This is a genomic window from Myxococcus sp. CA039A (assembly GCF_013336645.1).
GTDB classification, from domain to species: Bacteria; Myxococcota; Myxococcia; order Myxococcales; family Myxococcaceae; genus Myxococcus; species Myxococcus llanfairpwllgwyngyllgogerychwyrndrobwllllantysiliogogogochensis.
Genome location: NZ_JABUMQ010000045.1, coordinates 13,561 through 38,125 on the forward strand (window position 1 = coordinate 13,561; position 24,565 = coordinate 38,125).

The following is a 24,565-nucleotide window of genomic DNA, read 5'->3' on the forward strand; positions in this document are numbered from 1 at the left end:
TTCTGCCAGGACGACAAAACGCCCCTGTTCCACGGACGGGAAAGGGGCGCAGAAGCCTACACAAGCGAAATGGCGCGCACCACCGTCAAGTGATGCGCGCCGAACATGCTCAAGCCTTGGGCTGCCGAGGGGCCTTGACGCCCTTGCCAGCATGGGCCTTCGCGGCCGCTTCGGGCTTGTGGGCCATCAGCGGAAGGACATCCACCGCGCCGCCCGCCTTCTCGACCGCGGACTTCGCGGCCTCGGAGGCCTTGTGGACACGGATGGTGACCTTCTTGGTCAGCGCGCCGTGTCCCAGCAGCTTCACGCCGTGGTAACGACCCTTGACCAGACCGACCTTCTTCAGAGAGGCCTCATCCACCGTGGAGCCCGCGTCGAAGTGGGTGTCCACATCCGACAGGTTCACCACCGCGTACACCGTGCGGTTGGGGGAGTTGAAACCAAACTTCGGAAGGCGGCGCTGCAGAGGGCTCTGACCGCCCTCGAAGCCCTCGAACCGCATGTTGCCGGAACGGGCCTTCTGACCCTTGCCACCGCGGCCGGCCGTCTTGCCCAGGCCAGAACCCTGGCCGCGACCCACCCGCTTCTTGCGGTGCCACGAGCGCGAGGGACGCTTCAAATCGTGCAGAGTGCTCATTGTCTCAGTCCTCTCGTGCTCAGGCCTTGGTCTGCTTGGCCTGGTAGGCGCGCGCGCGATCCCGCAGGGCGATCTTGCGCGGCTTGCGGCGCTTCGGCGCCGGCGCCTCGGTGCTCACCGTCTCCAGGGAGACCAGGTGCTTCACCTTGAACGCCATCCCACGGATGGCAGGGGTGTCCTTGAGCAGGCGCTCTTGACCAAACTTCTTCAGACCCAGGCCACGGATGGTGGCCAGCATGTCCTCGGAAGCGCCCGCGTAGCTCTTCGTCAGCTTCACCTTGAGCGCCATGACTAGCCCCTCTGCTCCCCGGCGAGCTTCGCCGACTCGACGTCCTTGCCACGCAGCCGCGACACCTGCGCCGCGCTCCGCAGCAGCTTCAGGCCAGCAACCGTGGCCTTCAGCACGTTGTGCGGATTCCGCGAACCCTGGCTCTTCGTCAGGATGTTGCGGATGCCCGCCGCCTCAAGAACCGCGCGCACCGCGCCACCGGCGATGACGCCCGTACCTTCGCTGGCCGGCTTCAACAGCACCCAGCCGGCGCCGAAGTGCCCAAGCACCTCGTGCGGAATCGTGTGACCCATGAGCGGGACGCGGAAGAGATTCTTCTTCGCGTTCTCGCCACCCTTGCGGATGGCCTCGGGGACCTCGTTGGCCTTGCCCAGGCCGACGCCCACGTGTCCAGCGCCGTCGCCCACCACCACCAGGGCGGCGAACGAGAACCGGCGGCCGCCCTTCACGACCTTGGCCACGCGGTTGATGTTCACCACGCGGTCGGTGAGGTCCAGATCGTTCGGATTGATCGGAGTTGCCACTTGGAAATCCTTTCGAAAGCTAGAACTTCAGCCCGGCCTCGCGCGCGGCGTCAGCCACGGCGGCGATGCGCCCGTGATAGGGGAAGCCGTTGCGGTCGAACACCACCGCCTCGACGTTGGCAGCCTTGCACTTCTGCGCGATCAGGGCACCCACCCGCTTCGCGTCCGCCTTCTTGTCGCCTTCGTCCTGGCCCTTCAGGTCCTTGGACAGCGACGAGGCAAACGCGAGGGTCTTGCCAGTGGTGTCGTCCACCACCTGCGCGTAGATGTGCTTGAGGCTCTTGTAAACGGAAAGCCGCGGCCGCTCGGTGGTGCCCGAGAGCTTCTTGCGGATGCGGTTCTTCCTCTTGAGACGCGAATCGATCTTCGTCGGCATGGCTGCTTCCTTGTCCTTCCGGCGGCGATGCGGACTTCCGCCGCCGGATGATGCCGTCGGACCCCACGGGCCCGACGGGATTGGGAACCCTCAGGACAGACGAAACGACTAGGTCGTTCCGGTCTTGCCCTCCTTACGACGGATGCGCTCCTCGGAATACTTGATGCCCTTGCCCTTGTAAGGCTCGGGCGGACGCAACGAGCGGATGTTCACCGCCGTTGCGCCAAGCGCTTCCTTGTCCGCCGAGCGGAGCGTCAGCCCCACGGTGGGGAGGCTGTCCTCGGTGCGGGCCGCCTTGTCGACTTCAGCCGTCACACCCTCCGGCAGGTTGAACACCACCGGGTGCGAGTAGCCTAGCGCGAAGTGGATGGCCTTGCCCTTCACCTCGGCGCGGAAACCAACGCCGCGGATGTCCAGCTTCCGCTCGAAGCCGGTGGACACGCCCTTCGCCGCGTTCGCGAGGATGGTGCGGGTCAGGCCGTGCAGGCTGCGCGCCTCGCGAGAATCATCCTCGCGCAGCACGCTGACCTGGCCGTCCTTGATCTCCACCTTGACCCGGGCGGGCAGCTTCACGGACAGCTTGCCCTTGGGGCCCTCGAAATTCACCTGCTGGCCGGCGACGATGGCCTTCGTCTTGTCGCCGAGCTTGATCGCCAGTTTTCCAATCCGACTCATGGTTGCCTCGGTCCTGTATGCCCGGGGCGCGCACTCTCGCGAGGCGCGGCCGCCAGGCAGCTGGCTAGTAGACGGTGCAGAGCAGCTCGCCGCCCGCCTTCTGCTTGCGGGCCTCGGAGTCCACCAGGATGCCGCGGGACGTGGACAGGATGGAGATACCCATTCCACCCAGCACCTGCGGGATGTCGCTCACGCCGCAGTAGCGGCGTAGGCCCGGCTTGGACACGCGGCGGATGCCGGTGATGGCGGGGCTGCGGTCCGGACCGTACTTGAGCTGCACGGTGATCTCGCTCTGCGGCGAGCCCTCGGGGGTGGCGACGGCGAACTCCCCGATGTAGCCCTCATCCTTGAGGACCTTGATGATCTCGAGCTTGAGCTTCGAGTGGGGAATGACGACCTTGTCGTGACGCGCGCGCGAAGCATTGCGCAGGCGGGTCAGCATGTCGCCAACAGGATCATTGACCGGCATGAGCTACCTTCCAAGCAAGAGCCCTCATCGAGCATCTCGCGTTCGCGGCCGCCGCGCCTGCCGGGCCCATCCCGGGGGTTCGCGCCGACCGCCACTGCTGAGGTTGAAACTTCGATTGAGCGAGCTCCTCCCGGAGCGCGCCCAGGGTGCCGATGAGCCCTTCCGAGCCCCTCAGCACCCTGCCCTTCCGGCTACCAGGACGACTTGGTGACGCCGGTGATCTCGCCGCGCAGCGCACGGTTGCGCAGGCAGATACGGCACATCTTGAACTTGCGAAGGAAGGCGCGCGGCCGACCGCACAGCGGGCAGCGGTTGTACTGGCGCACGGCGAACTTCGGCTTGCGCTTCGCCTGGGCGATCTTGGAGAGCTTGGCCATTGTCTTGAGGTCCTTGGCTCGAGGGCTTACTGACGGAACGGCAGGCCGAAGTGACGCATCAGCGCCAACCCCTGCTCGTCGTTCGCGGCGGTGGTGACGAAGCTGATGTTGAGCCCCTTCACCTTCTCGATCTGGTCGTAGTTGATCTCAGGGAAGATGATCTGCTCGCGCACGCCGAGCGTGTAATTGCCCTTCCCGTCGAAAGCCTTCGGGGACACGCCCTTGAAGTCACGCACGCGCGGCAGCGCCACGGTGATGAGGCGGTCCATGAACTCGTACATGCGAGTACCACGCAGCGTCACGGCGGCACCGATGGCCTGGCCCTGACGCAGCTTGAAGTTCGCGATGGACTTGCGAGCGCGCGTGACGATGGGCTTCTGACCCGTGATCGCCGCGAGCTGGTCCACCGCCGACTCCAGGATCTTGTTGTTGGCGAGCGCCTCGCCGAGACCCATGTTGACGACGATCTTCTGGAGACGCGGAACCTCCATCGGGTTCTTGAGGCCCAGCTCCTTCATCAGGGCGGGCACCCCTTCCTTGCGGAAGCGCTCCTTCATGCGGGCCGGCTTGCTCTCGAGGCCTTCCTCGATGTTCGCCGCGAAGCCAACCTTCTTGGCCTCTTCCTTCTTGCCCCGCTTCGCCTTCTTTTCCTTCTGGTCCGGCTTCTTCTCGTCAGCCATCGTCGTATCCTCTGCTTCGGGGCGCCGTTGTGGACCCAGCGCGTCCGATCAGTCCTTCATCTGGAAACTGAAAACACCGCGAGGGCCCCGGAACCACCCAGGCCCTCGTTGCCTGCACGCCCCCCTACCCGCCCACCAGGGCGGGCAGAAGGGCGCGCATACATGCCCCAACAGGGACTCCTAGTCAATCAGCGCGTCGCAGTTCTTGCAGAACCGCTGGAGCTTCTCGCCCTCGGTCTTGACCCCCACGCGGGTCGGCTTGTCGCACTTGGCGCACACGACCTGGACATTCGCCAGGGCGATGGTGCCGGGCTTCTCGACAATGCCACCCTCGGGATTCTGGGGCGTCTTCTTCTGGTGACGCTTGACCAGGCGCAGACCCTCAACGGTCACGCGACCCGCCTCGCGGTCGATCTTCAGCACCTTGCCGCGCTTCGTCGCGGGACTCTTCTCGGAGGCTTCGGCCCCGGCCATGACCTGGACCGTGTCTCCCACTTTCATCTTCTGCATGGCTTCCTCGTCTCTCTGGCTGCTCGCCGTCCGGCCTGCGGTCCTCTCAGAGGACTTCGGGCGCCAGCGAGATGATCTTCATGAACTTGCGGGCGCGGAGCTCACGGGCCACCGGCCCGAAGATGCGCGTACCAATGGGCTCCATGTCCTTGTTGATGAGGACCGCGGAGTTGCCATCGAACTTGATGAAGCTGCCGTCGGGACGACCCACCTCGCGCTTGGTGCGGACGATGACGGCCTTGGCCACGTCACCCTTCTTCACCTTCGAGTTGGGCAGCGCCTCGCGGATCGACACGACGATGACGTCGCCGATGGACGCGTACTTGCGCTTCGAACCGCCGAGCACCTTGATGCAGAACACCTTCTTCGCGCCCGAGTTGTCCGCCACGTCGAGCACGCTCGTCATCTGAATCATCTGAGAATCTCCTATCGCCGGTGACTCCACCACACCGCCTCACGGCCGCGCAGGTGGAGGTGCGTGCTAGACGTTCTTGCTCTTCTCCAGCACCTCGACCACACGCCACCGCTTGTCCTTCGAGGCAGGCTTGGTCTCGGCGATCCGGACCCGATCACCCTCGTTGATGGTGATCTTCTTCGGATAGTCGTGGTCCTCCACGTGCGCCTTGTACTTCTCGCGCAGGCTCATGATCTTCCCGTACTTCGGGTGGGGAGCCCGGCGCTGGACGGTGACCACGACCGTCTTCTGCATCTTGTTGGAGGTGACGATTCCCACGCGCGTCTTTGGACGGCCGCGGGAGGAGGTCTCTGCCTTGGGCGCTTCAGTCGTTTCAGCCATCTTTGTTCTCACTGTCTCTCATGCACCCGGGCGCTCTCGCGTCCCGGATGGCCGCACGCACCCGCTTCCGGGCGAGCGCGCTTGGAGGAATCGCGACGTCGGCCTTAGGCCTTCGCCGCCTTCTTCTTCTCGCCGAGAACCGCCAGCACCCGGGCCAGGTCACGCCGGTGCAGGGTTCGCTCCGCCGGGCTGTCCAGCGAGCCGGTCCGCCGCTTGAGCTGGTCCTGGAACAGCGTCTCACGCAGTTCCGTCGCCCGCCGCTGCAGGTCGTCCGCCGACAGCTCCCTCAGTTCCTTCGCAGTCGCCATTGCTATCTCCACATGCGTGCGGGAGCCCACCCGAAGGCGGCTCCCGCCGCGGTGCCTAGAGGCTCAGGTCCGTGCGCGTCACGATACGCGTGAGCACCGGCAGCTTCGCCTGCGCCAGCTTCAGCGCCCCCGTGGCCACCTCGGTCGTCATCCCCTCCATCTCGTAGAGGATGCGGCCGGGCTTCACCACCGCGACGTAGTACTCCACGCCACCCTTACCGGTACCCATTCGGGTCTCGGCGGGCTTCTTGGTGATGGGCTTGTCCGGGAAGATTCGGATCCAGATCTTGCCGCCGCGCTTCACGTGGCGGGTCATCGCGATACGAGCCGCCTCGATCTGCCGGGACGTAATCCACCCCGGCTGCAGGCTCATCAGGCCGAACTCACCGTAGGTCAAGTCGCTGCCACGGTGCGCGGCGCCGGGCGTGCGGCCCTTGTGCATCTTGCGGTACTTCGTACGTGCAGGCTGAAGCATCGTCGCTGTCCTTCACTGCCCTGCCCCGGGCGACCTCTCTCGAGAGCGCCCAAAGCGGGAGGGCTCTTAGCGGTTGGAAGGCATGGGGGCCTGGCCGCCCTTGCCCGGGAGAACCTCGCCCTTGCAGACCCAGACCTTGCAGCCGATCTTGCCGTAGGTCGTCTTGGCCTCGGCGAAGCCATAGTCGATGTCCGCGCGGAGGGTGTGCAGGGGCACGCGGCCCTCGCGGTACCACTCGTAGCGGGCCATCTCGGCGCCACCCAGGCGGCCCGAGCAGGCCACGCGGATGCCCTTGGCTCCGAACTTCATCGCAGTCTGAAGCGCCTTCTTCATGGCGCGACGGAACGCGATGCGACGCTCAAGCTGCGTGGCGATGTTCTCCGCCACCAGCTGCGCGTCGGTCTCCGCCTTGCGGACCTCGACGATGTTGAGGAAGACCTCGTTCTTCGTGAACTGCTGGAGGTCCTTCTTCACCGTCTCGATGCCCGCGCCGCGCTTGCCGATGACGATACCCGGACGCGCGGTGTGGACGTTGACCTTCACCTTGTTGGCTGCGCGCTCGATCTCCACCTTGGACACGCCCGCGTGGTTCAGCGACTTCTTCACGAACTCGCGGATGCGGATGTCTTCATGGAGCCACTGCGCGTAGTTCTTGTGCTCGAACCACTTGGAGTCCCAGGTCTTGATGACGCCAAGCCGGAACCCGATCGGATGAACTTTCTGTCCCAACGTGAATCTCCTTGAACGTCCGGGCTGGGCCCGACGGGTCCTACTTCTTGGCCTCGGCCAGCACCACATGGACGTGGGCGGTCTTCTTCTTGATCGGGGTGGCCCGACCCATGGCGCGCGGCATGAACCGGCGCTGGGTAGGACCCTGGTCCACCGAGATGGTCTTGACGTAGAGCGTGTCCACGTCGACCTGACCCTTGGACAGGTCCGTCGCGTTGGCCACGGCGCTCTTGATGAGCTTCTCCACCGGCAGGGCCGCGGCGCGCTTGGTGAACTTCAGGATGTTGAGGGCAGCCTCGACGGGCTTGCCCCGGATGAGCGCCGCAACGACGGACAGCTTGCGGGGGCTCATGCGCAGGAAACGCAGATGTGCAGTCGACTCCATGGTCATCTCCTCAGGCTCTCAGGCAATGCGCCAGGCTACTTGCCCGGGGCCTTGGCGACCTTCTTCTCCGCCGAGTGTCCACCGAACGTACGCGTCGGGGCGAACTCGCCGAGCTTGTGGCCCACCATGTTCTCCGTGACGAACACCGGGATGAACTTCTTCCCGTTGTGCACCGCGAAGGTGTGACCCACGAACTCCGGAAGGATGGTGGAGCGGCGGGACCACGTCTTCACGACAGTCTTCTTGTTCGTCTTGATCATGTCCTCGATCTTCTTGACGAGGAAGTCGTCGACGAACGGACCCTTCTTGATCGAACGAGCCATGGCTTGCGAATCCTCTTACTGGCTGCGCGCGCCCTGGCGGCGGCCGCTCACGATGAACTTGTCAGTACGCTTGTTGGTGCGCGTGGTCAGACCCTTGGTCTTCTTGCCCCACGGCGACACCGGGTGCGGGTTGCCCTGACCGGACTTACCCTCACCACCACCGTGCGGGTGGTCCACGGGGTTCATCGCGAGACCACGAACCGTCGGGCGGATGCCCAGCCAGCGGCTCTTACCCGCCTTACCGATGCGGATGATCTCGTGCTCGATGTTACCCACCTGGCCCACGGTGGCGCGGCACTCGATGAGGACCATGCGAACGGTTCCAGAAGGCATACGCACCTGCGCGTAGCGGCCCTCCTTCGCCATCAGCTGTCCGGAGGTTCCCGCGGAGCGGATGACCTGGGCGCCACGGCCCGGCTTCAGCTCCACGTTGTGGATGATGGTACCCACCGGGATGTTCTGCAGCGGCAGGGAGTTGCCCGGACGGATGTCGGCGGTCTCGCCGGCGAACACCGTGTCGCCCACATTCAGGCCCACCGGGGCCAGGATGTAGCGCTTCTCACCGTCCGCGTACGTCAGCAGGGCGATGTTGGCGGTGCGGTTCGGGTCGTACTCCACCGCGGTGACCTTGGCCGGCACGCCGTCCTTGTCACGACGCTTGAAGTCGATGACGCGGTAGCGGCGCTTGTGACCACCACCCTGGTGACGCCGGGTGATGTGTCCGTGCACGTTGCGGCCACCCGAGCGCTTCAGCGGCTCGGTCAGCTTCTTCTCGGGCGCGTCCTTGGTGATGTCCGCGAAATCGGACACCGTCATGTGACGGCGGGCGGCGCTTGTCGGCTTGTACTTCTTGATGCCCATGGTGTGTTCCTCAGGCTGACCTCAACGCCGTAGCGTCAGGCCGCCCCTCCCTCGAAGAGTTCGATCGAGTCGCCTTCCTTGAGGGTGACGACCGCCTTCTTGAAGTTGGGCCGCTTGCCGATGCTCCGACCCACGCGCTTGATCTTGCCGCGAACGACGTTCGTGTTGACGCCCTCGACGGTGACCTTGAACAGCGTCTCCACCGCGCGAGCCACGTCGTGCTTGGTGGCCTTGCGGTCCACGATGAACGAGTACTGGCGGAACTTCTCGCGGGCCTTGTCCAGCTTCTCGGTGATGAGCGGGCCCTTGATGACGTCGCTGAGATTCATGAGAGCGCCCCCTCGAGGGTCTTCGCGGCCGCGGAGGTGAGCACGAGGTGCGAGTGCTTCAGAACGGCCTCGAGGTTGAGACCCTCGGGAGGAAGCACGTCGAACTTCGCCAGGTTCCGCACGCTGCGGTGCAGGTTGGTGTTGCTCTTCTCGTCCACCACCAGGGCGTTCTGCAGCTTCAGACGCTTGGTGAGCGCCTCGAAGGCCTGCTTGCTCTTGGGGGCGTCCAGGGAGAACCCGCTCAGGATGATGAGCGTCTTCTCCTTGGCGCGCAGGGACAGCGCCGACTTCAGCGCGCCGCGACGCACCTTGCGGGGCGGGCGGTAGAAGTAGTCGCGAGCCTTGGGAGCCATCGCCTTGCCGCCGCCCACCCAGTGGGAAGCGCGGATGGAACCCTGGCGGGCGCGGCCGGTGCCCTTCTGCTTCCAGGGCTTCTTGCCGCCGCCGCTGACCAGCGAGGTGTTCTTCACACCCACCGTGCCGCGACGCCGGTTGATCTGCTGCATCTTCGCGACCTCGTAAAAGAGGTGCGCGTTCGGCTCAGCGCCGAAGATGTCGTCGGAGAGCTCAATCTCCGACACCTTCTTCAAATCGAGGTCGACAACGTCAAACTTCGCCATGGCACTTTCCTCGCGGGGGTCGGAGTGAAACCACTCGGACGCCCACCCGCTTCCTAGGACTTGATCTCGACGTCAACGCCGGCCGACAGATCCAGCTTCATGAGCGCATCCAGCGTCTGCTGCGTGGGCTCGAGAATATCGAGCAGGCGCTTGTGCGTGCGGATCTCGAACTGCTCGCGGCTCTTCTTGTCCACGTGCGGCGAACGCAGCACCGTGAACTTGTTGATGCGCGTAGGAAGGGGGATCGGACCGGCCACCTTCGCGCCCGTGCGCTTGGCCGTCTCGACGATCTCACCCGCGCTCTGGTCCAGGAGCTTCGAGTCGTATGCCTTCAGCCGGATGCGGATCTTCTGTGTCGCCATTCGCAAGAACCTCTTAGAACGAACTTTGTGCCAACGCCCCGGGAGGCGCTACGACCGACGTCCCCTGGTTGTCACAGAGCCGTTTCTTCAGAACGAAGGGGCGCGGTGATTACCATCCCGCCCCGGTGTATGCAACTGGATTTCCTCCGGCTCCCTGGAAATTCCCCGAGGGGATGTCCATGGGAGCCGGGAGGAGGCCTGCTACTCGATCACTTCCGCCACGACGCCGGCGCCCACCGTGCGGCCACCCTCGCGAACAGCGAAGCGCAGCTCCTTGTCCATCGCCACCGGGGTGATGAGCTCCACCTCGATTGCGATGTTGTCGCCCGGCATCACCATTTCCACGTTCTCAGGCAGCTTCACCGTTCCCGTCACGTCCGTCGTGCGGAAGTAGAACTGGGGACGGTATCCCTTGAAGAACGGGGTGTGGCGACCACCCTCTTCCTTCGACAGCACGTAGATCTGCGCCTTGAACTTGGTGTGCGGCTTGATGCTGCCCGGCTTGGCCAGCACCTGCCCGCGCTCCATGTCCTCGCGCTTCAGACCACGCACCAGCGCGCCGATGTTGTCTCCCGCCCGGCCCTCGTCCAGCAGCTTGCGGAACATCTCCACGCCCGTGACGACGGTCTTCTGCGTATCGCGCAGACCGACGACTTCAACTTCCTCGCCAACCTTGATGATGCCACGTTCCACGCGGCCCGTCGCCACCGTTCCACGGCCGGCGATGGAGAACACGTCTTCCACCGGCATCAGGAAGGGCTTGTCCGTCGCGCGCTGCGGCGTCGGGATGTAGCTGTCCACCGCCTCCATCAGCTTCAGGATGGCGCCCTCGCCGACCTCGCTCGTATCACCCTCGAGCGCCTTCATGGCGGAGCCAGGGACGATGGGAATCGAGTCGCCGGGGAAGTCGTACTTCTTCAGCAGGTCCCGGACTTCCATCTCCACGAGCTCGCGCAGCTCGGGGTCGTCCAGCAGGTCCACCTTGTTCAGGAAGACCACGATATACGGGACACCGACCTGGCGCGCCAGCAGGATGTGCTCACGCGTCTGGGGCATCGGGCCGTCCGCGGCCGACACCACCAGGATGGCGCCGTCCATCTGCGCCGCGCCCGTGATCATGTTCTTCACGTAGTCGGCGTGACCCGGGCAATCCACGTGCGCGTAGTGCCGGTTCTTCGTCTGATACTCCACGTGCGCCGTGGAGATGGTGATGCCGCGCTCACGCTCTTCCGGCGCCTTGTCGATCTGGTCGTACGCCAGGAACGTGGCGCCGCCGGTCTTCGCCAGCACCTTCGTGATGGCCGCCGTCAGCGACGTCTTGCCGTGGTCCACGTGTCCGATCGTGCCGATGTTCACGTGGGGCTTGTTACGCTCGAACTTTTCCTTGGCCATGACAACTCCTCAACCGGGGCTGAGCCGGTCAACCACCCGGCGCGTCTCGAATCCCGCAAAACTCACTGCGAAGGTGCTGCGTCCTGCTCCAAACCCGCCACAACGTCAACTGAAATCGCCCGCAGGGCCACCTGCCGTGGCCGTCAGTACCGGTTCAGCGCCGTCTTGGGCGCCGGCGCGTAGTGACTGAACTGCATCGTGTACGTCGCCCTTCCCTGGCTGCGGCTGCGCAGGTCTGTCGAGTACCCGAACATGGCGGCCAGGGGGACCTGCGCCTGGATGGCCTGCAACCGGCCGGGCCGGGGCGCCATGCCCATCACCTTGCCGCGGCGGCCGTTGAGGTCGCCAATCACGTCGCCCATGAAGTCGTCAGGCGTGACGATTTCACAGCTCATGATGGGCTCGAGCAACACCGGGGAGGCCGCGCGCACCGCGTCCTTGAAGGCCAGGGAGCCGGCGATCTTGAACGCCATCTCGCTGGAGTCCACGTCGTGCATGGAGCCGTCGTAGGCCTCCACCTTCACGTCGACCATGGGGTAGCCCGCCACCGGGCCGTTCTGCAGGGCCTCGGCGACGCCGTCGCGGACCGCGTCCACGAACTCCTTGGTCACCGCGCCGCCCGTCACCTTGTTCTCGAAGGCGAAGCCCTTGCCGGGCTCGTTGGGCATCACCCGAAGCCAGATGTGGCCGTACTGGCCCCGGCCGCCCGTCTGACGGATGAACTTCCCCTCGGACTCCGTCTGGGTGGTGATGGTCTCGCGATACGCCACCTGCGGCTTGCCGATGTTCGCGTCGACCTTGAACTCGCGCAGCAGTCTGTCGACGATGATCTCCAGGTGCAGCTCACCCATGCCGGCGATGATGGTCTGCCCCGTCTCCTCGTTCGTCTTCACGCGGAACGACGGGTCCTCCATCGCCAGGCGCTGGAGCGACTGGATGATCTTGTCCTGGTCCGCCGTGGACTTCGGCTCAATCGCGATGTCGATGACCGGCTCGGGGAACTCCATCCGCTCCAGGATGATGGGCTGCTTGTCGTCGCAGAGCGTGTCGCCGGTGCTGGCCAGCTTCAGCCCCACCACCGCGCAGATGTCACCGGCGTAGCACTCGGTGAGCTCGTCCTTCTTGTCCGCGCGCATCTGCACCAGGCGGCTGACGCGCTCGCGCTTGCCCTTCACCGAGTTCCACACCGCCGTCCCCGCCTCCAGCTTCCCGGAGTACACGCGAAGGAACGTCAGCGTCTGGGACTGGAACGCCGGGTCGTTCATGATCTTGAACGCGAGCGCGCTGAAGGGCGCATCGTCCCGCGTCTCGCGGATGGCATCCTCGCCCTTGGGCGTCTTGCCATGCACCGGGGGGATATCCAGCGGGCTCGGCAGATAGTCGATGACCGCGTCCAGCAGCGGCTGCACGCCCTTGTGGCGGAACGCCGAGCCGCAGAACACTGGGAACAGCTTCAGCGCCACACAGCCCTTGCGGATGGCCGCGCGGACCTCCTGCTCGGTCAGCTCCAGGCCCTCCAGGAACTTCTCCGTCAGCGCGTCGTCCTGCTCCGCCGCCGCCTCGAGCAGCTCCGCGCGCGCCGCCTCCGCCTGCTCGCGGTAGTCTTCCGGAATCTCCGCCACGTCGTAGCGACTGCCCTGCTCCGAGTCGACGAACACCAGCGCCTTCATCGTCAGCAGGTCGATGACGCCGCGGTGCTTGTCCTCGGCCCCCAGCGGCAGCTGCATCCGCACCGCTCGCGCGCCCAGCTTCTCGCGGATGGTGCTCACGGACATCTCGAAGTCCGCGCCCACCCGGTCCATCTTGTTGATGAAGCAGATGCGGGGGACCTTGTACTTATCCGCCTGACGCCAGACGGTCTCCGACTGCGGCTCCACGCCGTTCACCGCGTCGAACACGGTGATGGCGCCGTCCAGCACGCGCAGCGAACGCTCCACCTCGATGGTGAAGTCGACGTGCCCCGGGGTGTCGATGATGTTGACGCGGTAGCGATGCTCACCGCGACTCCAGAAGGCGGTGATGGCGGCCGACGTAATCGTGATGCCGCGCTCGCGCTCCTGGACCATCCAGTCCGTGGTGGTGTTCCCCTCGTGCACCTCGCCCATCCTGTGGATGGCGCCGGTGTAGAAGAGGATCCGCTCGGTGGTGGTCGTCTTGCCGGCATCGATGTGCGCCATGATGCCGATGTTGCGGTAGCGCTCCAGGGGATGCTCGCGAGCCATTGCGTCGGTACCTCTCCATGAGGGCGGGAGGGCACAGGGCCCCGTCTCACGTACCCACCCGGACGATTTCAGAGAACCTGCTTCACCTAAAGAAACCGCCCGGATGCAACCTCTGCATCCGGGCGGGATACCGCGAGGCCGAAAGACCTACCAGCGGTAGTGCGCGAAGGCCTTGTTGGCTTCCGCCATCTTGTGCGTGTCTTCACGCTTCTTCACCGCGTTACCGCGGTTGTTGGCGGCGTCCATGATCTCGCCGGCCAACTTCTCCTGCATGGTCTTCTCGCCACGCGCCTTGGAGTACGTGATGATCCAACGCATCCCGAGGGCAACACGACGGTCCTGACGGACCTCGACGGGCACCTGGTAGGTGGCGCCACCGACGCGGCGGCTCTTGACCTCAAGCACCGGCTTGACGTTGTCGAGGGCCTTCTTGAACGTCTTGAGGGGGTCTTCCTTCGCGCGCTCTTCGATGAGGGCAAAGGCTCCGTAGCAGACGCCTTCCGCGATGGACTTCTTGCCCTTCCGCATCAGGTCGTTGACGAACTTGGTGACGAGCCGGTCCTGGAACTTCGGATCCGGAAGAATCTTGCGCTTGGCGACTACGCGACGACGAGGCATCTCTTCTCTCTTCCCTTACGCCCCACTCTCCTTGGAGAGTCGCTGCAACCGGGGCTTCTTGATCTGCTGAAGGAAACAACCAGGACGCTCCCCAGGGTGCGGGGCTCAACGTCCAAACTCTGAAACAACGAAGGTGGTCTGCTGCTCTCAGCTCGGGCGCTTGGCGCCGTACTTGGAGCGGCTCTGCTTGCGGCCCGCCACGCCCACGGAGTCGAGCGTTCCACGAACGATGTGGTAGCGCACACCCGGGAGGTCCTTCACACGACCGCCACGGATCATCACCACCGAGTGCTCCTGGAGGTTATGGCCCACGCCGGGGATGTAGGACGTCACTTCGATTCCGTTGGTCAGACGAACACGCGCCACCTTGCGGAGGGCCGAGTTCGGCTTCTTCGGAGTCGTGGTGTACACGCGGGTGCAAACGCCGCGCTTCTGGGGGCACTCCTTGAGCGCGGGGCTCTTGCCCTTGATGTTCAGCTTCTCGCGGCCCTTGCGGACCAGCTGGCTAATGGTCGGCACTGATACCTCTTCCTCGGGTTGGCCTCCCCCCAACGACACGGGGCGGCGCATATCTACCTACAGACTACTGAAAAGGGCCGCGAGTATAGGGACCGACCCCACCGTGTCAAGCACGGCATGACGCAGACCCGAACAGGTCAGCGCCAGCGAGGTCATTCCCAGTGACTCGACAACCCAGGGTACAACAGGCCGCTCCTCTACTCCGCGTGCGCTCAGAAGTCGAGGACCATCACCACCGCGTCCTCGCCCTCGTCCGCGTAGTAGTTCGGACGGATGCCCACCGGCCGGAAACCGAACGCGCGGTAGAGCTGGATGGCCGCCTCGTTGCTCTTGCGGACCTCCAGCGTGGCGAGGCAACAGCGCCGCCCCTTGCCCCGCTCGAGCACCTCTTCCATCACCGCCCTCGCCACGCCCCGCCGCCGATGCTGGGGCGCGGTGGCGACGTTGAGCACGTGAACCTCGTCGTGGACGATCCAGAAGATGGCCAGGCCCAGGAGCAGCGGTGGCCCGGACTCCTGGGCCTCTTCGACCAGGAGGATGGTGGACCACTCGTGCTGGAGCTCGCGCTTGAGCAACTCCTGCGACCACGGATTCTTGAAGGCCGCCTGCTCCAGCGCCATCACCGCGGCCAGGTCGTCCACCGTCATCTGACGGATCAGGAAGCCATGGGGCGCGCCATCCTCCCGCAGCCGCCTCATCGCTTCACCTCCCGCGTGAAGGGCGCCACCCGACGCACCTGCGCCGAGGCCCGGACCTGAGCGAGTTCCTCCACCGCCAGGGCGGCATACCGCTCGCGGAAGAGCTTCTCCCGGATGACGTCTCGCACCGTCTCGTAGTCCGCGGGGTAGTCCGCCGAGTGTTGCTCGTAGTAGCGGCGAATCTCCGTCTCACCCACCTGGGCCCTCAGCCGGATGCGGCTGTCCAGGACGCGCTCGGCCCGCAGCCCCCGAGCCAGGACCGCCTTGAGCCCCTCCAGGTCCACGTCACCGCGCGCCAGGAACCGCGCCAGCGCCGCGGGGCCACCGATGCGTGCGCGGAAGGACTCCAACCGCGCCTCCACCTCGGCGGGCTCGGCGGGGAACGCCTGGAGCCGGTCGGCGTTGAGCACCTGGACCCGCTGGTTGATCACCAACTCCAGGGCGCCTCGAAGGGTCTCCTCGTCAAGAGGGGCATCGAGAGCCTGGACGCCGCCTCGCTGGACGAGGGCCACCCGGGCCTCGAACTCCAGTTCGCTCAAGGACAGGACCCGACCTTCGATGATGGCGACGACCCGGTCCACCACCCTGCCCTGCGCCTCCTTGGAGGCACCCTGGGCCCGAGCCTCGGAGACGGGCAGCACCAGGAGCCAGCCCGCCAACCACAAGGTCCCCGCTCCTGCTCGGCGCGGCACTGCCATGGCCTCCCTCATCTTTCGGCGACTTTATACATCCGAGACCAGCCGAACAGTCCTTGCTGGCGCACTCCCACCGACTGGTTACTTTCATTCACGTACAGCCCGGCGGGAACAAATGGCGGACGACTACTACCAGATCCTCGGCGTTGATCGGACGGCCTCGGAGGAGGCCATCAAGAAGTCGTACCGGAAGCTGGCTCGGAAGTACCACCCCGACGTCAACCCCAACAACAAGGGCGCCGAGGAGAAATTCAAGCAACTCGGCAACGCCTTCGAGGTGCTGTCGGACCCGAAGAAGCGCAAGCTCTACGACGAGTTCGGCGAGGACGCGGAGAAGATCGGCTTCGACGAGAAGAAGGCGGAGGCCTATCGCCAGTACCGGGCCGCCGCCTCTCGTGGCGGGGCGGGCGGCATCCCCTACGAGGGTGAGGACTTCGACCTGGGCGACCTCTTCAACGACCTCTTCGGGGGACGCAGAGGCGCCGGAGGCTCCAGCCCCGGAGGCTTCGACCCCGGAGAGGTGTTCGGCCGAGGCAGGCGACGCCCCCCCATGGGCCCCGAGCGGGGCAACGATTTGTCCACCCAGGTTCGCGTCACACTGGGGGAAGCCGTCAACGGCGCGGAGCGGTCACTGTCCGTCACCCGGCCAGGACGGGGAGGGACCGGCCCGGACGAGCCCAGCCGCCTGACGGTGAAGATTCCCGCTGGCGTCCAGACAGGCTCCAAGGTGCGGCTCGCGGGCCAGGGCGCACCCGGCCTGCGCGGCGGCCCACCAGGGGACCTCTTCATCGAAACGGAGGTGCTCGAGCACCCCCTGGTCCGCCGCGAGGGCGACGACCTGCACGTGGACCTCCCCGTGACGGTGTCCGAGGCGATGTTCGGCGCGGAGGTGCGCGTCCCCACCTTCCAGGGCGAGGTCACCGTCAAGGTTCCGTCAGCCTCCCAGTCCGGTCGGCAGATGCGGCTCAAGGGGCGCGGGGTACCATCCCTCAAGGGCGGAACCCCGGGCGACCTGTACCTTCACCTCCAGGTCAAGGTGCCGGATACCGACACCCCGGAGACGCGGGCCGCCGCGGAGACCCTTTCCAAGGCCTACCGCGATGATGTCCGTCGCGAGCTGACGCTCTGACCGTCTTGTCTCTTGTCCTGGGCGCCGCCCCGTCATAGACGGCCCCTCTACCTTCTTCCTCCTTACACGTCGCCGCAGGAAACGGAGCACACGCGCACATGGGCCTCTTCGACATCTTCACGGGCGGCTCGGGGCCCGAGAAAGCCCTCAAGCTCAAGCCCAAGGTCACCCAGAAGTACGGCGACCCGGCGACACGGCAGAAGGCCATCCAGCAGCTGGGGGAGATGAAGTATCCCGAAGCCGTCTCCGTGCTGCTCGCCCGCTTCACCATCACCGTGGACCCGCTCACCACGGACGCGGACGAGAAGGAGCACACGTTCGAGCTGGTGAAGGCCTTCGGCAAGGACGCCGCCGTCCCGCCCATCGTCGAGTTCCTCAGCAAGACGGAGCAGGCCACGTCCTGGGCCCTCCGGCTCCTGGGAGAGCTGGTCACCGAGGAAGAAGCCACGGGCGCTTGCGTGAATGCGCTCCAGCACCTTTCCGCCACCTATACGAAGAACCCGGAGAAGAAGGTCGTCCTCCTCCACCACGTCACCGGTCGCGAGGACGCGCGCGTGCCGCCCGCCGTGCTCCCCTTCCTCGAGGACATGTCGGACGACGTGAAGATCGCCGCCCTCAAGGCGCTCGCCTCCTTCAAGTACGAGCCGGCGCTCGAGCCCATGCTCAAGCTGCTGACGGCCGACGAGACGGCCCGCCGGGTGCAGACCTCCGCGATTGCCGCCCTGGCGGACTCGGGCTTCAGCGTGGCGAGCCATCGGGCGAAGGTGGAGTCGCTCCTGGTGGAACCGTTCGTCCTGGACAAGGACGGCCGCATCCAGCGCCGCGCCTGAGGCCGGGCTGTCGGGCAGCCGACACGGCCACTGTCCTCCGGATGGCCCTGCACATCAGGGCCGTTCCCAGGCGCTCGGAACTTGAAGCAGGATTCTCCCGTGCGCTCGAAGAAGAAAGGGGCCCTGGCAGAGGTCGTGCCGCTGCGCCCCAACACCTCGAAGAAGTCCACCCGTCGCGCCGTGAAACCGCCTCCTCCGGCGGACTCCGACGCCACCGCGCGCGCCCTCCTGGAGATGGCGCGTCACCTCACCGACAACGCCGGCCCCACCGAGGCGCTGCGCTCCCATCTCCAGACGCTCCACGCACTGCTCAAACCCAAGGTCTGCTACGTGGCCCGCTACTTCCCCTCCCGGGAGCAGCTCCACGTCGAGCACGTGCGCGGTCGCTACGACAGCCGCGTCGTCGCCGCCGTCCCGGGCGAGGGCGTGGTGGGACGCGCCTTCGCCGAGAAAAAGCTGCTGCACGAGGCGGACACGCTCGCCGTGCCGCTCGAGAGCCCCCACGGCGTCACGGGTGTCCTCGTCGTCCTCGGCGCGCGCCGCACCGTCTCCGACACGGTGCTCCAGTCACTGGCCGCGCAGCTCGCCGCCGCGTACGAGGTGGCTCGCCTCCGCGACGACAGCGCCCGCCGGAACAAGGACCTCCAGACGGCCATCGCGGGCCTCAAGAGCCTGGAGCAGAACCGCGAGGAGCTGCTCGGCAACGTCTCCCATGACTTGAAGAACCCGCTCACCACCATCAAGTCCTATCTGGCGATGATGGGGCGCGAGAAGCTGGGAGCCCTCACTGACTCCCAGCGCCGCGCGGTGCAGATCTGCGACCGGAACTCCGACCGCATGCTGCGCATGGTGAATGACCTGCTGCTCATGTCCCGGCTCCAGTCCGGGAAGATGCAGCTCAACCAGCGCCCCTTCGGCCTCAAGGCCGTGGCCGAGGAAGTGGTCCGCTCCCTGGGCGTCCTCGCCGAGCACGGCAAGGTCAGCGTGTCGATTCCACCCTGCCCCGAGGTCTTCGTCCGCGGAGACCGCGAGCGCATCGCCGAGGCCATCCACAACCTCGTCGAGAACGGCATCCACCACAGCGAGGCGGATGACACCGTCGAGGTCAGCGTCTCCGCCGAGGATGGGCTCGCCACACTCAGGGTGAAGGACAGCGGCCCCGGCATGTCCGCCGAGGCGCTGGAGCACGTGTTCGATGCCTTCTACCGGGCGCAGCCGGGCGTGCCTCGGCCGCCGGGCGCGGGACTGGGAATCCCCCTGGTGGGGAAAATCATCGCGCTGCACGGGGGGCGCGTGGAGGCGAAGAGCGTGCTGGGCGATGGGAGCACCTTCGAGATGGTGCTGCCCATGTTCGCCGGGGCGGTGAGCTCGCCGGACCTGAACCAGGCGGCCCCCAAGGCGGGCGGCATCCTGCTCGTGGAGGACGACGCGGACTGCCGGGAGGTCCTTCAGCAGGTCCTGGAGCAGGAGGGCTACCGGGTGATGGCCACCTCGGGAGCCTCCGAGGCCCGCTCCATCCTCTCGCACATCCGGCCGGCCATGGTGCTGCTGGACCTGAGGCTGAGCGAAGAGGACGGGCAGTCGGTGCTCCGCTTCATCCGAGGTAACGAGTCGCTGTCGGACATCGTCGTGTACATCATCTCGGGTGCCAGCGAGGTGGCCTCGCTCACGTCCGGACAGGGCCTGGAGCGCATCGACGGCTTCTTTGAGAAGCCACTCCAGTTGCCCAAGCTGCTGGACACCGTGGCGGCGGTGGTGCGGCCCAGCCGCCGGGCTCCGGCTGTCCCCTAACGGGGAGGAATGGACCGCGGAACGAACAAGAGGTGGCCGTAAGCCGCCTCTGCTTGGCTAGTATCCGCGCCGTCCCATGAGCTCTTCCGTCTATTCCCGCCACCGCGCCGCATTCGCCCAGGCCCTTGCCAGCGCCCTGGGCGTGCCGGCCGCAGACATCGAACCCCAGGTCAAGCCCGCGGAAGCCGCGCACGGTGACTTGAGCTTCGCCACCTTCCCTCTCGCCAAGGCCCAGAAGAAGGCGCCTCCCGCCATCGCCGCCGGACTCGCCCAGACGCTCAGCGTGCCGGGGCTCGAAATCAAGGCGGTGGGCCCCTACGTGAATGCCCGCTTCGCCCTCATGCCCTTCACGGCGGAGGTCCTCGACGCCGCTCGCTCGGCGGGCCTGGCCTACGGCGGTGACGCGGACGCGGGACGCGGCAAGACGGTGACCGTCGACTACTCGTCGCCGAACATCGCCAAGCCCATCGCGTTCCACCACATCCGCACCACGTTCCTGGGCCACTGCATCGCCAACATCTACCGGGCGCTCGGCTGGCGGGTGGAGGGCATCAACTACCTGGGCGACTGGGGCAAGCAGTTCGGCCTCGTGGCCGTGGGCTTCCAGGAGTACGGAGACCCCGCTCGCATCGACGACATGGGCCACCTGGTGGAGGTCTACGTCAAGGCGAACACGCGCGCCGAAAAAGAGCCCGAGTTCGACGCGAAGGCCCGCGACTTCTTCCGCCGCATGGAGGCCGGTGACGCCGAGGCCCTCAAGGTGTGGAACCAGTTCCGCGAGACGAGCATCCGCGGCTTCAAGACCATCTACGCGCGGATGGGCATCGAGTTCGAGCACATCGAAGGAGAGAGCCGCTACCAGGGGAAGATGGACGCGGTCATCGAGCAGATCGCCAAGAAGCCCGGCGTGAAGGAGTCGCAGGGCGCGCTCATCGTCGACCTGCCCTACGCGGAGAACGAGCCGCCCATCCTCCTCAAGAAGAACGACGGCACCACGCTCTACGCCACACGAGACCTGGCCGCCGCCGAGGACCGGTACGAGCGGTTCCACTACGACAAGGCGCTCTACGTCGTCGCGCAGGACCAGGCGCTGCACTTCCGCCAGGTGTTCCGCACGCTGAGCGCGATGGGCCAGCCGTGGGCGGACCGCTGCGTTCACGTGGCCTTCGGCCGCATTCACGGCATGAGCACGCGCAAGGGCCTGGTGGTGCAGCTCAACGACGTGCTGGACGAGGCCAAGGAGCGCGCCTCCGTCAAGGTGAAGGAGAACCAGGAGGCCGGTCGGCTCCAGTCGAATGACCCGGACCTGCTGGCCGAGCAGATCGGCCTGGGCGCCATCGCCTTCGGCGACCTCAAGCACAAGCGCGCCAGCGACTACACCTTCGACTGGGACGAGGTCCTCAGCTTCGAGGGCCACACGGGCCCGTACCTCCAGTACGCCCACGCACGCGTCGTCAACGTGCTGCGCAAGGGTGGAGGCGTGCCCGCGAGCTACGACGCGAGCCTGCTGACGCTCCCCGAGGAGCAGGCCCTGGTGCGCGAAATCATGCGGCTGCCCGAGGTCGTCAAGGACGCGGCCGAGCAGTACGAGCCGAGCCTCGTCGCGCGCCTGCTGCTGGACGTGGCCGCGGCCCTCAGTCGCTACTACACGCTGGGCAATCAGGAGCGGGACAAGCGCATCCTCGTCGAGAACGATGACGCGCTGCGTTTCGCACGACTCGCCCTCACGGACGCGGCCCGGGTTACTCTCGCGGCGGGTCTGACACTTCTGGGCATTCCAACGCCCGAGAACATGTAGCCCCGGGGGCTGCCTTGGAAACCGCGCTGTCGCCGTCTGCGAATCAGGGAGAGTCCTTGCTGAAGGCCGAGTTCGGCCCGATGGGCCGGGCATTGGGTGCTCGCTATCTGGAGAGCGTCCACTTCCCGCCCGAGGCCGAGGATGAGCTGCGCAACCTGCACGCCAAGGGTTTCGTGGTGCATGTGATGCGCTCCACGGCCTGGGTGAACTTCCTCTATCTGACCTGGGCCATGGTGCGCAGGACGCTGCCGCCCATCCGCGCGGTGTCCAACCTGCGCCCGTGGTTCACCAAGCCCTGGCGCCAGACGAAGCAGTCCGGCGCCTTCCAGGAGCGCTTCGAGTACGCGCAGCAGAACGGGGGCAGCGGTCTGGTCTTCCTGCGCCGCACCGCGCTCATGCACGCGTCGGGGAAGGAGACCCACGAGGACCCCTTCCCCGCGCTGGTGGAGCTGGCGCGCAAGTCGGACCGGCCCGTGTACCTGGTGCCGGAGCTGTTCGTCTGGGAGAAGAGCAGCGCCCGGCTCAAGCCCAACTGGGTGGACGTGGTGTTCGGCAGCCCGGAGGCACCGGGCTTCCTGCACTCGATGCTGGCCTTCTTCCGCAACTACAAGCGCGCCCAGTTCCGCGTGGGAGAGCCCATCGACCTGCGGGCCTTCGCCGAGGAGAACCCGAAAGACTCGGTGGAGGTGCTCGCGCGCAAGGTGCGCAGCACGCTGCACGTGCACCTGTCGCGGGAGACTCGCGCGGTGTTCGGCCCTCCGGCCAAGCCCCACGAGCGCGTCATCGACGAGACGCTGCGTGACAGGCAGCTGCGCAAGGTGGTGGACGAGCAGGCCGTCGAGTCCAACCGCAAGCCGGAGAGCGTGCTGCGCGAGGCTCGCCGCAATCTGGAGGCCATCGCCGCGAAGCCCAGCCCCACGACGCTGGCCTTCGTCGCGCCCGTGCTGGAGTGGGTGTTCAACCGCATCTACGACGGCATGCACGTGGACGAGGCGGGCCTGCACCGCGCGCTCAAGGCCGCGACGCGCGCCCCCATCGTCCTGTGCCCCAGCCACAAGAGCCACGTGGACTACCTGGTGATGAGCTGGGTGCTCTGGAACCGGGGCTACGCGGTGCCCCTGGTCGCCGCGGGCGCCAACCTGTCCTTCTGGCCCCTGGGCAGCATCTTCCGCCGCTGCGGCGCCTTCTTCCTGCGGCGCTCGTTCAAGGGCGACAAGGTCTACGCCGCGTCCTTCAAGGCGTACGTGCGCAAGCTGGTGCATGACGGCATCCACCAGGAGTTCTTCCCCGAGGGCGGCCGCTCGCGCACGGGCAAGCTGCTGGCGCCCAAGCTGGGCATGTTCACCTGGCAGGTGGAGTCCGTGCTCGAGGGCGCGCGCAATGACCTGCTCTTCGTGCCGGTGGCCATCGACTACGAGAAGGTCGTCGAGTCGGGCAGCTACTCGAAGGAGCTGGCGGGCGGAGAGAAGAAGCCCGAGGACCTCAAGGCCCTGTTGAGCACGCCCAAGGTGCTCGCGGCGCGCTACGGCCGCATCCACCTGGGCTTCGATGAGCCCATCTCCCTCCTGGAGTTCATGAAGGAGCGCGGCCTCAACCCCGACGAGCCCGTGACGGACGAGCAGAAGAAGGGCCTGGTCCGCGCGCTCGGCAACCGCGTCATGTACGGCATCAGCAAGGTGTCCACCGTGACGCCCCATGCCCTGGTGAGCACGTCCCTCCTGGCGCACCGCCGCCGCGGCCTGACGCAGCGGGAGCTGGCGGACCGCATCAGCATCCTGCGCCGCATCGCCCAGGAAGACGGCGCGCCCCAGTCTCGCGAGCTGGGCAACGCCCCCAGCAACCCGGAGACGATGGGCCCCATCCAGGACGCGATGCGCACCTTCATCGACGACGAGATGGTGCGCACGCAGGAGGCGAAGGGCGACGTCATCTACCAGGTGGAGGACAACCGCCGCCCGGAGATGTCCTTCTACAAGAACACGCTGATGAACCTCGTCTCGGCGCGCAGCCTCGTGGCCAACGCCATGCTGGCCGCCGGTTCGCCCGCGCCCTACGACGCGGTGAAGGCCCGCGCCCTGTTCCTCTCGCGCCTGTTCAAGGTCGAGTTCATCTACCGGGTGAACACGACGTTCGACACCATCTTCGCGGAGACGGTGGAGCGGCTGGTCCGCATGGGCCTGGTCATCAACGAGGGCGAGTCCCTGCGCGTGGCCCCCGAGCCCCACGCCCAGCCGGAGCTGGAGTTCCTGGCCGACCTGCTGCGCGACTACCTGGAGGCCTACCTCCTGGCGGCCATGACACTCAACGACGTGGCCAACGGCGTCGCCGAGGACCGCAAGGCCTTCATCCGCCTGGCTCTGGAGACGGGCCGCGCGGAGTACCACGCCGGCCGCATCACCGCCGCCGAGTCCCTGGCCAAGGTGACGCTGGAGAACGCAGTCACGTACCTGCAGGACCAGAAGCTCCTCGTCGAAGAGGACAAGAAGCTCAAGCTGGGGCCGCAGGCCACGGACGCGGAGGCACGCCGGCAGCTCGCCGACGCCATCCGCGAGTACCTCAAGCGCTGACCCTCACTCACGCGGGCCGCACTGTCGCCATCGGCGGTGCGGCCCGTCAGCGAGGCATGTGAGGATGCGGACATGCTCGTCCGCCCTGCCCTCCTCGCCCTCGCACTCTGTGGTGCCCCCCTCCTCGGCTGCAAGTCGACACCACCCGAGCGCGAGACGCCCTCGCGCACCTGCGGGGACTCCATCCATGACCTCGCCTGGATGTCGGGGAGCTGGCGTCAGGACAAGGCAGGCAGCACGGTGGAGGAGCACTGGACGCACGCGGACGCCGGCACGCTCTTCGGGGTGAGCCGCGCCATCGTCCGCAACAAGACGGTGTTCTTCGAGTACATGCGCATCGAAGCCCGCGCCGACGGCCTCTACTACGTCGCCCAGCCCATGGGCCGCCCGGGCACGGACTTCAAGCTGGTGCGCTGCAACAGCAACGGCGCGCTCTTCGAGAACCCCCAGAACGACCACCCCAAGCGCATCTTCTACCAGCGCCCCTCGGCAGGCCGCCTCACCGCGCGAATCGAAGGCAACGAGAACGGCAAGGCCGTGGCCCAGGACTTCGACTTCACGCGGATGTAGCCGAGCCCGCT

Annotated in this window: 32 protein-coding genes; 6 read left to right on the forward strand and 26 right to left on the reverse strand. The window is 66.4% G+C overall.

The annotated features are described in order from the left end of the window. Window positions 1-109 precede the first annotated feature (109 nt). The 26 genes from rplO to HR086_RS10390 all read right to left on the reverse strand — a co-directional run bounded on the left by rplO (window position 110) and on the right by HR086_RS10390 (window position 15,872). Window positions 110-637, reverse strand: coding sequence for a 50S ribosomal protein L15 (rplO, locus tag HR086_RS10265; RefSeq protein ID WP_141644004.1), 528 nt, complete (start codon window positions 635-637; stop codon window positions 110-112). Between the two features lie 19 nt (window positions 638-656). Next, window positions 657-926: a 50S ribosomal protein L30 gene (gene rpmD / locus HR086_RS10270; RefSeq protein WP_141644003.1), complete on the reverse strand. Its 270-nt coding sequence runs from the start codon at window positions 924-926 to the stop codon at window positions 657-659. Between the two features lie 2 nt (window positions 927-928). After that, the gene (gene rpsE / locus HR086_RS10275; protein ID WP_046714290.1) at window positions 929-1,450 is read right to left on the reverse strand and encodes a 30S ribosomal protein S5; all 522 of its coding nucleotides are present in this window, start codon (window positions 1,448-1,450) and stop codon (window positions 929-931) included. 19 nt (window positions 1,451-1,469) lie between these two features. Next, on the reverse strand, window positions 1,470-1,826 hold the full coding sequence (rplR, locus tag HR086_RS10280; RefSeq protein ID WP_141644002.1) for a 50S ribosomal protein L18: 357 nt from the start codon (window positions 1,824-1,826) through the stop codon (window positions 1,470-1,472). Between the two features lie 108 nt (window positions 1,827-1,934). Further along, window positions 1,935-2,501 (reverse strand): 50S ribosomal protein L6, encoded by a 567-nt coding sequence (gene rplF / locus HR086_RS10285; protein ID WP_174459323.1) that lies wholly within the window; start codon window positions 2,499-2,501, stop codon window positions 1,935-1,937. Window positions 2,502-2,565: 64 nt separating this feature from the next. Next, on the reverse strand, window positions 2,566-2,970 hold the full coding sequence (gene rpsH / locus HR086_RS10290) for a 30S ribosomal protein S8 (RefSeq protein WP_141644000.1): 405 nt from the start codon (window positions 2,968-2,970) through the stop codon (window positions 2,566-2,568). Between the two features lie 191 nt (window positions 2,971-3,161). Further along, entirely contained in the window at window positions 3,162-3,347 is a 186-nt protein-coding gene (locus HR086_RS10295; protein ID WP_015350175.1) for a type Z 30S ribosomal protein S14, read from the reverse strand. Window positions 3,348-3,373: 26 nt separating this feature from the next. Continuing rightward, complete coding sequence (gene rplE / locus HR086_RS10300; protein ID WP_174459338.1) at window positions 3,374-3,904, reverse strand: 50S ribosomal protein L5; 531 nt, start codon at window positions 3,902-3,904, stop codon at window positions 3,374-3,376. Window positions 3,905-4,207: 303 nt separating this feature from the next. Further along, complete coding sequence (gene rplX, locus HR086_RS10305) at window positions 4,208-4,537, reverse strand: 50S ribosomal protein L24 (protein WP_141643998.1); 330 nt, start codon at window positions 4,535-4,537, stop codon at window positions 4,208-4,210. Between the two features lie 46 nt (window positions 4,538-4,583). Then, on the reverse strand, window positions 4,584-4,952 hold the full coding sequence (gene rplN / locus HR086_RS10310; protein WP_046714296.1) for a 50S ribosomal protein L14: 369 nt from the start codon (window positions 4,950-4,952) through the stop codon (window positions 4,584-4,586). 66 nt (window positions 4,953-5,018) lie between these two features. After that, window positions 5,019-5,345, reverse strand: coding sequence for a 30S ribosomal protein S17 (rpsQ, locus tag HR086_RS10315; RefSeq protein ID WP_174459322.1), 327 nt, complete (start codon window positions 5,343-5,345; stop codon window positions 5,019-5,021). A 92-nt stretch (window positions 5,346-5,437) separates the two neighbouring features. Further along, window positions 5,438-5,653 (reverse strand): 50S ribosomal protein L29, encoded by a 216-nt coding sequence (gene rpmC, locus HR086_RS10320; RefSeq protein ID WP_174459337.1) that lies wholly within the window; start codon window positions 5,651-5,653, stop codon window positions 5,438-5,440. 43 nt (window positions 5,654-5,696) lie between these two features. Next, window positions 5,697-6,116, reverse strand: a complete 420-nt coding sequence (gene rplP / locus HR086_RS10325; RefSeq protein WP_141643995.1) for a 50S ribosomal protein L16 — start codon at window positions 6,114-6,116, stop codon at window positions 5,697-5,699. Between the two features lie 66 nt (window positions 6,117-6,182). Beyond that, the gene (rpsC, locus tag HR086_RS10330; protein WP_002633602.1) at window positions 6,183-6,845 is read right to left on the reverse strand and encodes a 30S ribosomal protein S3; all 663 of its coding nucleotides are present in this window, start codon (window positions 6,843-6,845) and stop codon (window positions 6,183-6,185) included. A gap of 40 nt (window positions 6,846-6,885) precedes the next feature. Continuing rightward, window positions 6,886-7,230, reverse strand: coding sequence for a 50S ribosomal protein L22 (gene rplV / locus HR086_RS10335; RefSeq protein ID WP_141643994.1), 345 nt, complete (start codon window positions 7,228-7,230; stop codon window positions 6,886-6,888). A gap of 35 nt (window positions 7,231-7,265) precedes the next feature. Further along, window positions 7,266-7,553 carry a 30S ribosomal protein S19 gene (rpsS, locus tag HR086_RS10340; protein ID WP_046714300.1) on the reverse strand — a complete coding sequence of 96 codons (288 nt, stop codon included), beginning with the start codon at window positions 7,551-7,553 and terminating at the stop codon, window positions 7,266-7,268. A 15-nt stretch (window positions 7,554-7,568) separates the two neighbouring features. Continuing rightward, window positions 7,569-8,414: a 50S ribosomal protein L2 gene (rplB, locus tag HR086_RS10345; protein WP_141643993.1), complete on the reverse strand. Its 846-nt coding sequence runs from the start codon at window positions 8,412-8,414 to the stop codon at window positions 7,569-7,571. Window positions 8,415-8,449: 35 nt separating this feature from the next. Continuing rightward, on the reverse strand, window positions 8,450-8,743 hold the full coding sequence (locus HR086_RS10350) for a 50S ribosomal protein L23 (RefSeq protein WP_141643992.1): 294 nt from the start codon (window positions 8,741-8,743) through the stop codon (window positions 8,450-8,452). Beyond that, window positions 8,740-9,363, reverse strand: a complete 624-nt coding sequence (gene rplD, locus HR086_RS10355) for a 50S ribosomal protein L4 (protein WP_141643991.1) — start codon at window positions 9,361-9,363, stop codon at window positions 8,740-8,742. Before rplD ends, HR086_RS10350 begins: the two co-directional genes overlap by 4 nt. A 53-nt stretch (window positions 9,364-9,416) precedes the next feature. Then, window positions 9,417-9,725, reverse strand: coding sequence for a 30S ribosomal protein S10 (gene rpsJ / locus HR086_RS10360; RefSeq protein WP_002633608.1), 309 nt, complete (start codon window positions 9,723-9,725; stop codon window positions 9,417-9,419). Between the two features lie 201 nt (window positions 9,726-9,926). Continuing rightward, the gene (gene tuf, locus HR086_RS10365) at window positions 9,927-11,117 is read right to left on the reverse strand and encodes an elongation factor Tu (RefSeq protein ID WP_141643990.1); all 1,191 of its coding nucleotides are present in this window, start codon (window positions 11,115-11,117) and stop codon (window positions 9,927-9,929) included. Window positions 11,118-11,260: 143 nt separating this feature from the next. Continuing rightward, window positions 11,261-13,339 carry an elongation factor G gene (fusA, locus tag HR086_RS10370; RefSeq protein WP_141643989.1) on the reverse strand — a complete coding sequence of 693 codons (2,079 nt, stop codon included), beginning with the start codon at window positions 13,337-13,339 and terminating at the stop codon, window positions 11,261-11,263. Window positions 13,340-13,486: 147 nt separating this feature from the next. Next, complete coding sequence (rpsG, locus tag HR086_RS10375) at window positions 13,487-13,957, reverse strand: 30S ribosomal protein S7 (protein WP_011553340.1); 471 nt, start codon at window positions 13,955-13,957, stop codon at window positions 13,487-13,489. Between the two features lie 147 nt (window positions 13,958-14,104). After that, on the reverse strand, window positions 14,105-14,476 hold the full coding sequence (gene rpsL / locus HR086_RS10380) for a 30S ribosomal protein S12 (protein ID WP_043408969.1): 372 nt from the start codon (window positions 14,474-14,476) through the stop codon (window positions 14,105-14,107). A gap of 212 nt (window positions 14,477-14,688) precedes the next feature. Beyond that, window positions 14,689-15,174, reverse strand: a complete 486-nt coding sequence (gene rimI / locus HR086_RS10385) for a ribosomal protein S18-alanine N-acetyltransferase (RefSeq protein WP_141643988.1) — start codon at window positions 15,172-15,174, stop codon at window positions 14,689-14,691. Next, the gene (locus tag HR086_RS10390) at window positions 15,171-15,872 is read right to left on the reverse strand and encodes a hypothetical protein (RefSeq protein WP_174465495.1); all 702 of its coding nucleotides are present in this window, start codon (window positions 15,870-15,872) and stop codon (window positions 15,171-15,173) included. The genes rimI and HR086_RS10390 overlap by 4 nt, the downstream gene beginning before the upstream one ends. Window positions 15,873-15,984: 112 nt before the next feature. On the opposite strand from HR086_RS10390, the gene HR086_RS10395 reads away from it, so the two are divergent. The 6 genes from HR086_RS10395 (at window position 15,985) to HR086_RS10420 (ending at window position 24,554) form a co-directional block, all read left to right on the forward strand. Beyond that, window positions 15,985-16,998 carry a DnaJ C-terminal domain-containing protein gene (locus HR086_RS10395; protein WP_174465496.1) on the forward strand — a complete coding sequence of 338 codons (1,014 nt, stop codon included), beginning with the start codon at window positions 15,985-15,987 and terminating at the stop codon, window positions 16,996-16,998. A 98-nt stretch (window positions 16,999-17,096) separates the two neighbouring features. Further along, window positions 17,097-17,828 carry a HEAT repeat domain-containing protein gene (locus tag HR086_RS10400; protein WP_141643985.1) on the forward strand — a complete coding sequence of 244 codons (732 nt, stop codon included), beginning with the start codon at window positions 17,097-17,099 and terminating at the stop codon, window positions 17,826-17,828. A gap of 99 nt (window positions 17,829-17,927) precedes the next feature. Next, window positions 17,928-19,619: a hybrid sensor histidine kinase/response regulator gene (locus HR086_RS10405; RefSeq protein ID WP_174465497.1), complete on the forward strand. Its 1,692-nt coding sequence runs from the start codon at window positions 17,928-17,930 to the stop codon at window positions 19,617-19,619. A 76-nt stretch (window positions 19,620-19,695) separates the two neighbouring features. Continuing rightward, window positions 19,696-21,417, forward strand: coding sequence for an arginine--tRNA ligase (gene argS, locus HR086_RS10410; protein WP_174458677.1), 1,722 nt, complete (start codon window positions 19,696-19,698; stop codon window positions 21,415-21,417). Between the two features lie 14 nt (window positions 21,418-21,431). Then, window positions 21,432-23,984 carry a 1-acyl-sn-glycerol-3-phosphate acyltransferase gene (locus HR086_RS10415; protein ID WP_174458676.1) on the forward strand — a complete coding sequence of 851 codons (2,553 nt, stop codon included), beginning with the start codon at window positions 21,432-21,434 and terminating at the stop codon, window positions 23,982-23,984. A 72-nt stretch (window positions 23,985-24,056) separates the two neighbouring features. Beyond that, window positions 24,057-24,554, forward strand: a complete 498-nt coding sequence (locus HR086_RS10420) for a DUF6265 family protein (protein WP_174465498.1) — start codon at window positions 24,057-24,059, stop codon at window positions 24,552-24,554. Window positions 24,555-24,565 lie beyond the last annotated feature (11 nt).

Coding starts and splice junctions, on each gene's coding strand:
- rplO (WP_141644004.1), bottom strand. CDS start 637: ATGAGCACTCTGCACGATTTGAAGCGTCCCTCGCGCTCGTGGCACCGC.
- rpmD (WP_141644003.1), bottom strand. CDS start 926: ATGGCGCTCAAGGTGAAGCTGACGAAGAGCTACGCGGGCGCTTCCGAG.
- rplR (WP_141644002.1), bottom strand. CDS start 1,826: ATGCCGACGAAGATCGATTCGCGTCTCAAGAGGAAGAACCGCATCCGC.
- rplF (WP_174459323.1), bottom strand. CDS start 2,501: ATGAGTCGGATTGGAAAACTGGCGATCAAGCTCGGCGACAAGACGAAG.
- rpsH (WP_141644000.1), bottom strand. CDS start 2,970: ATGCCGGTCAATGATCCTGTTGGCGACATGCTGACCCGCCTGCGCAAT.
- HR086_RS10295 (WP_015350175.1), bottom strand. CDS start 3,347: ATGGCCAAGCTCTCCAAGATCGCCCAGGCGAAGCGCAAGCCGAAGTTC.
- rplE (WP_174459338.1), bottom strand. CDS start 3,904: ATGAAGGAGCGCTTCCGCAAGGAAGGGGTGCCCGCCCTGATGAAGGAG.
- rplX (WP_141643998.1), bottom strand. CDS start 4,537: ATGCAGAAGATGAAAGTGGGAGACACGGTCCAGGTCATGGCCGGGGCC.
- rplN (WP_046714296.1), bottom strand. CDS start 4,952: ATGATTCAGATGACGAGCGTGCTCGACGTGGCGGACAACTCGGGCGCG.
- rplP (WP_141643995.1), bottom strand. CDS start 6,116: ATGCTTCAGCCTGCACGTACGAAGTACCGCAAGATGCACAAGGGCCGC.
- rplV (WP_141643994.1), bottom strand. CDS start 7,230: ATGGAGTCGACTGCACATCTGCGTTTCCTGCGCATGAGCCCCCGCAAG.
- rpsS (WP_046714300.1), bottom strand. CDS start 7,553: ATGGCTCGTTCGATCAAGAAGGGTCCGTTCGTCGACGACTTCCTCGTC.
- rplB (WP_141643993.1), bottom strand. CDS start 8,414: ATGGGCATCAAGAAGTACAAGCCGACAAGCGCCGCCCGCCGTCACATG.
- HR086_RS10350 (WP_141643992.1), bottom strand. CDS start 8,743: ATGAATCTCAGCGACGTCATCAAGGGCCCGCTCATCACCGAGAAGCTG.
- rplD (WP_141643991.1), bottom strand. CDS start 9,363: ATGGCGAAGTTTGACGTTGTCGACCTCGATTTGAAGAAGGTGTCGGAG.
- rpsJ (WP_002633608.1), bottom strand. CDS start 9,725: ATGGCGACACAGAAGATCCGCATCCGGCTGAAGGCATACGACTCGAAG.
- tuf (WP_141643990.1), bottom strand. CDS start 11,117: ATGGCCAAGGAAAAGTTCGAGCGTAACAAGCCCCACGTGAACATCGGC.
- fusA (WP_141643989.1), bottom strand. CDS start 13,339: ATGGCTCGCGAGCATCCCCTGGAGCGCTACCGCAACATCGGCATCATG.
- rpsG (WP_011553340.1), bottom strand. CDS start 13,957: ATGCCTCGTCGTCGCGTAGTCGCCAAGCGCAAGATTCTTCCGGATCCG.
- rimI (WP_141643988.1), bottom strand. CDS start 15,174: ATGAGGCGGCTGCGGGAGGATGGCGCGCCCCATGGCTTCCTGATCCGT.
- HR086_RS10390 (WP_174465495.1), bottom strand. CDS start 15,872: ATGGCAGTGCCGCGCCGAGCAGGAGCGGGGACCTTGTGGTTGGCGGGC.
- HR086_RS10395 (WP_174465496.1), top strand. CDS start 15,985: ATGGCGGACGACTACTACCAGATCCTCGGCGTTGATCGGACGGCCTCG.
- HR086_RS10400 (WP_141643985.1), top strand. CDS start 17,097: ATGGGCCTCTTCGACATCTTCACGGGCGGCTCGGGGCCCGAGAAAGCC.
- argS (WP_174458677.1), top strand. CDS start 19,696: ATGAGCTCTTCCGTCTATTCCCGCCACCGCGCCGCATTCGCCCAGGCC.
- HR086_RS10420 (WP_174465498.1), top strand. CDS start 24,057: ATGCTCGTCCGCCCTGCCCTCCTCGCCCTCGCACTCTGTGGTGCCCCC.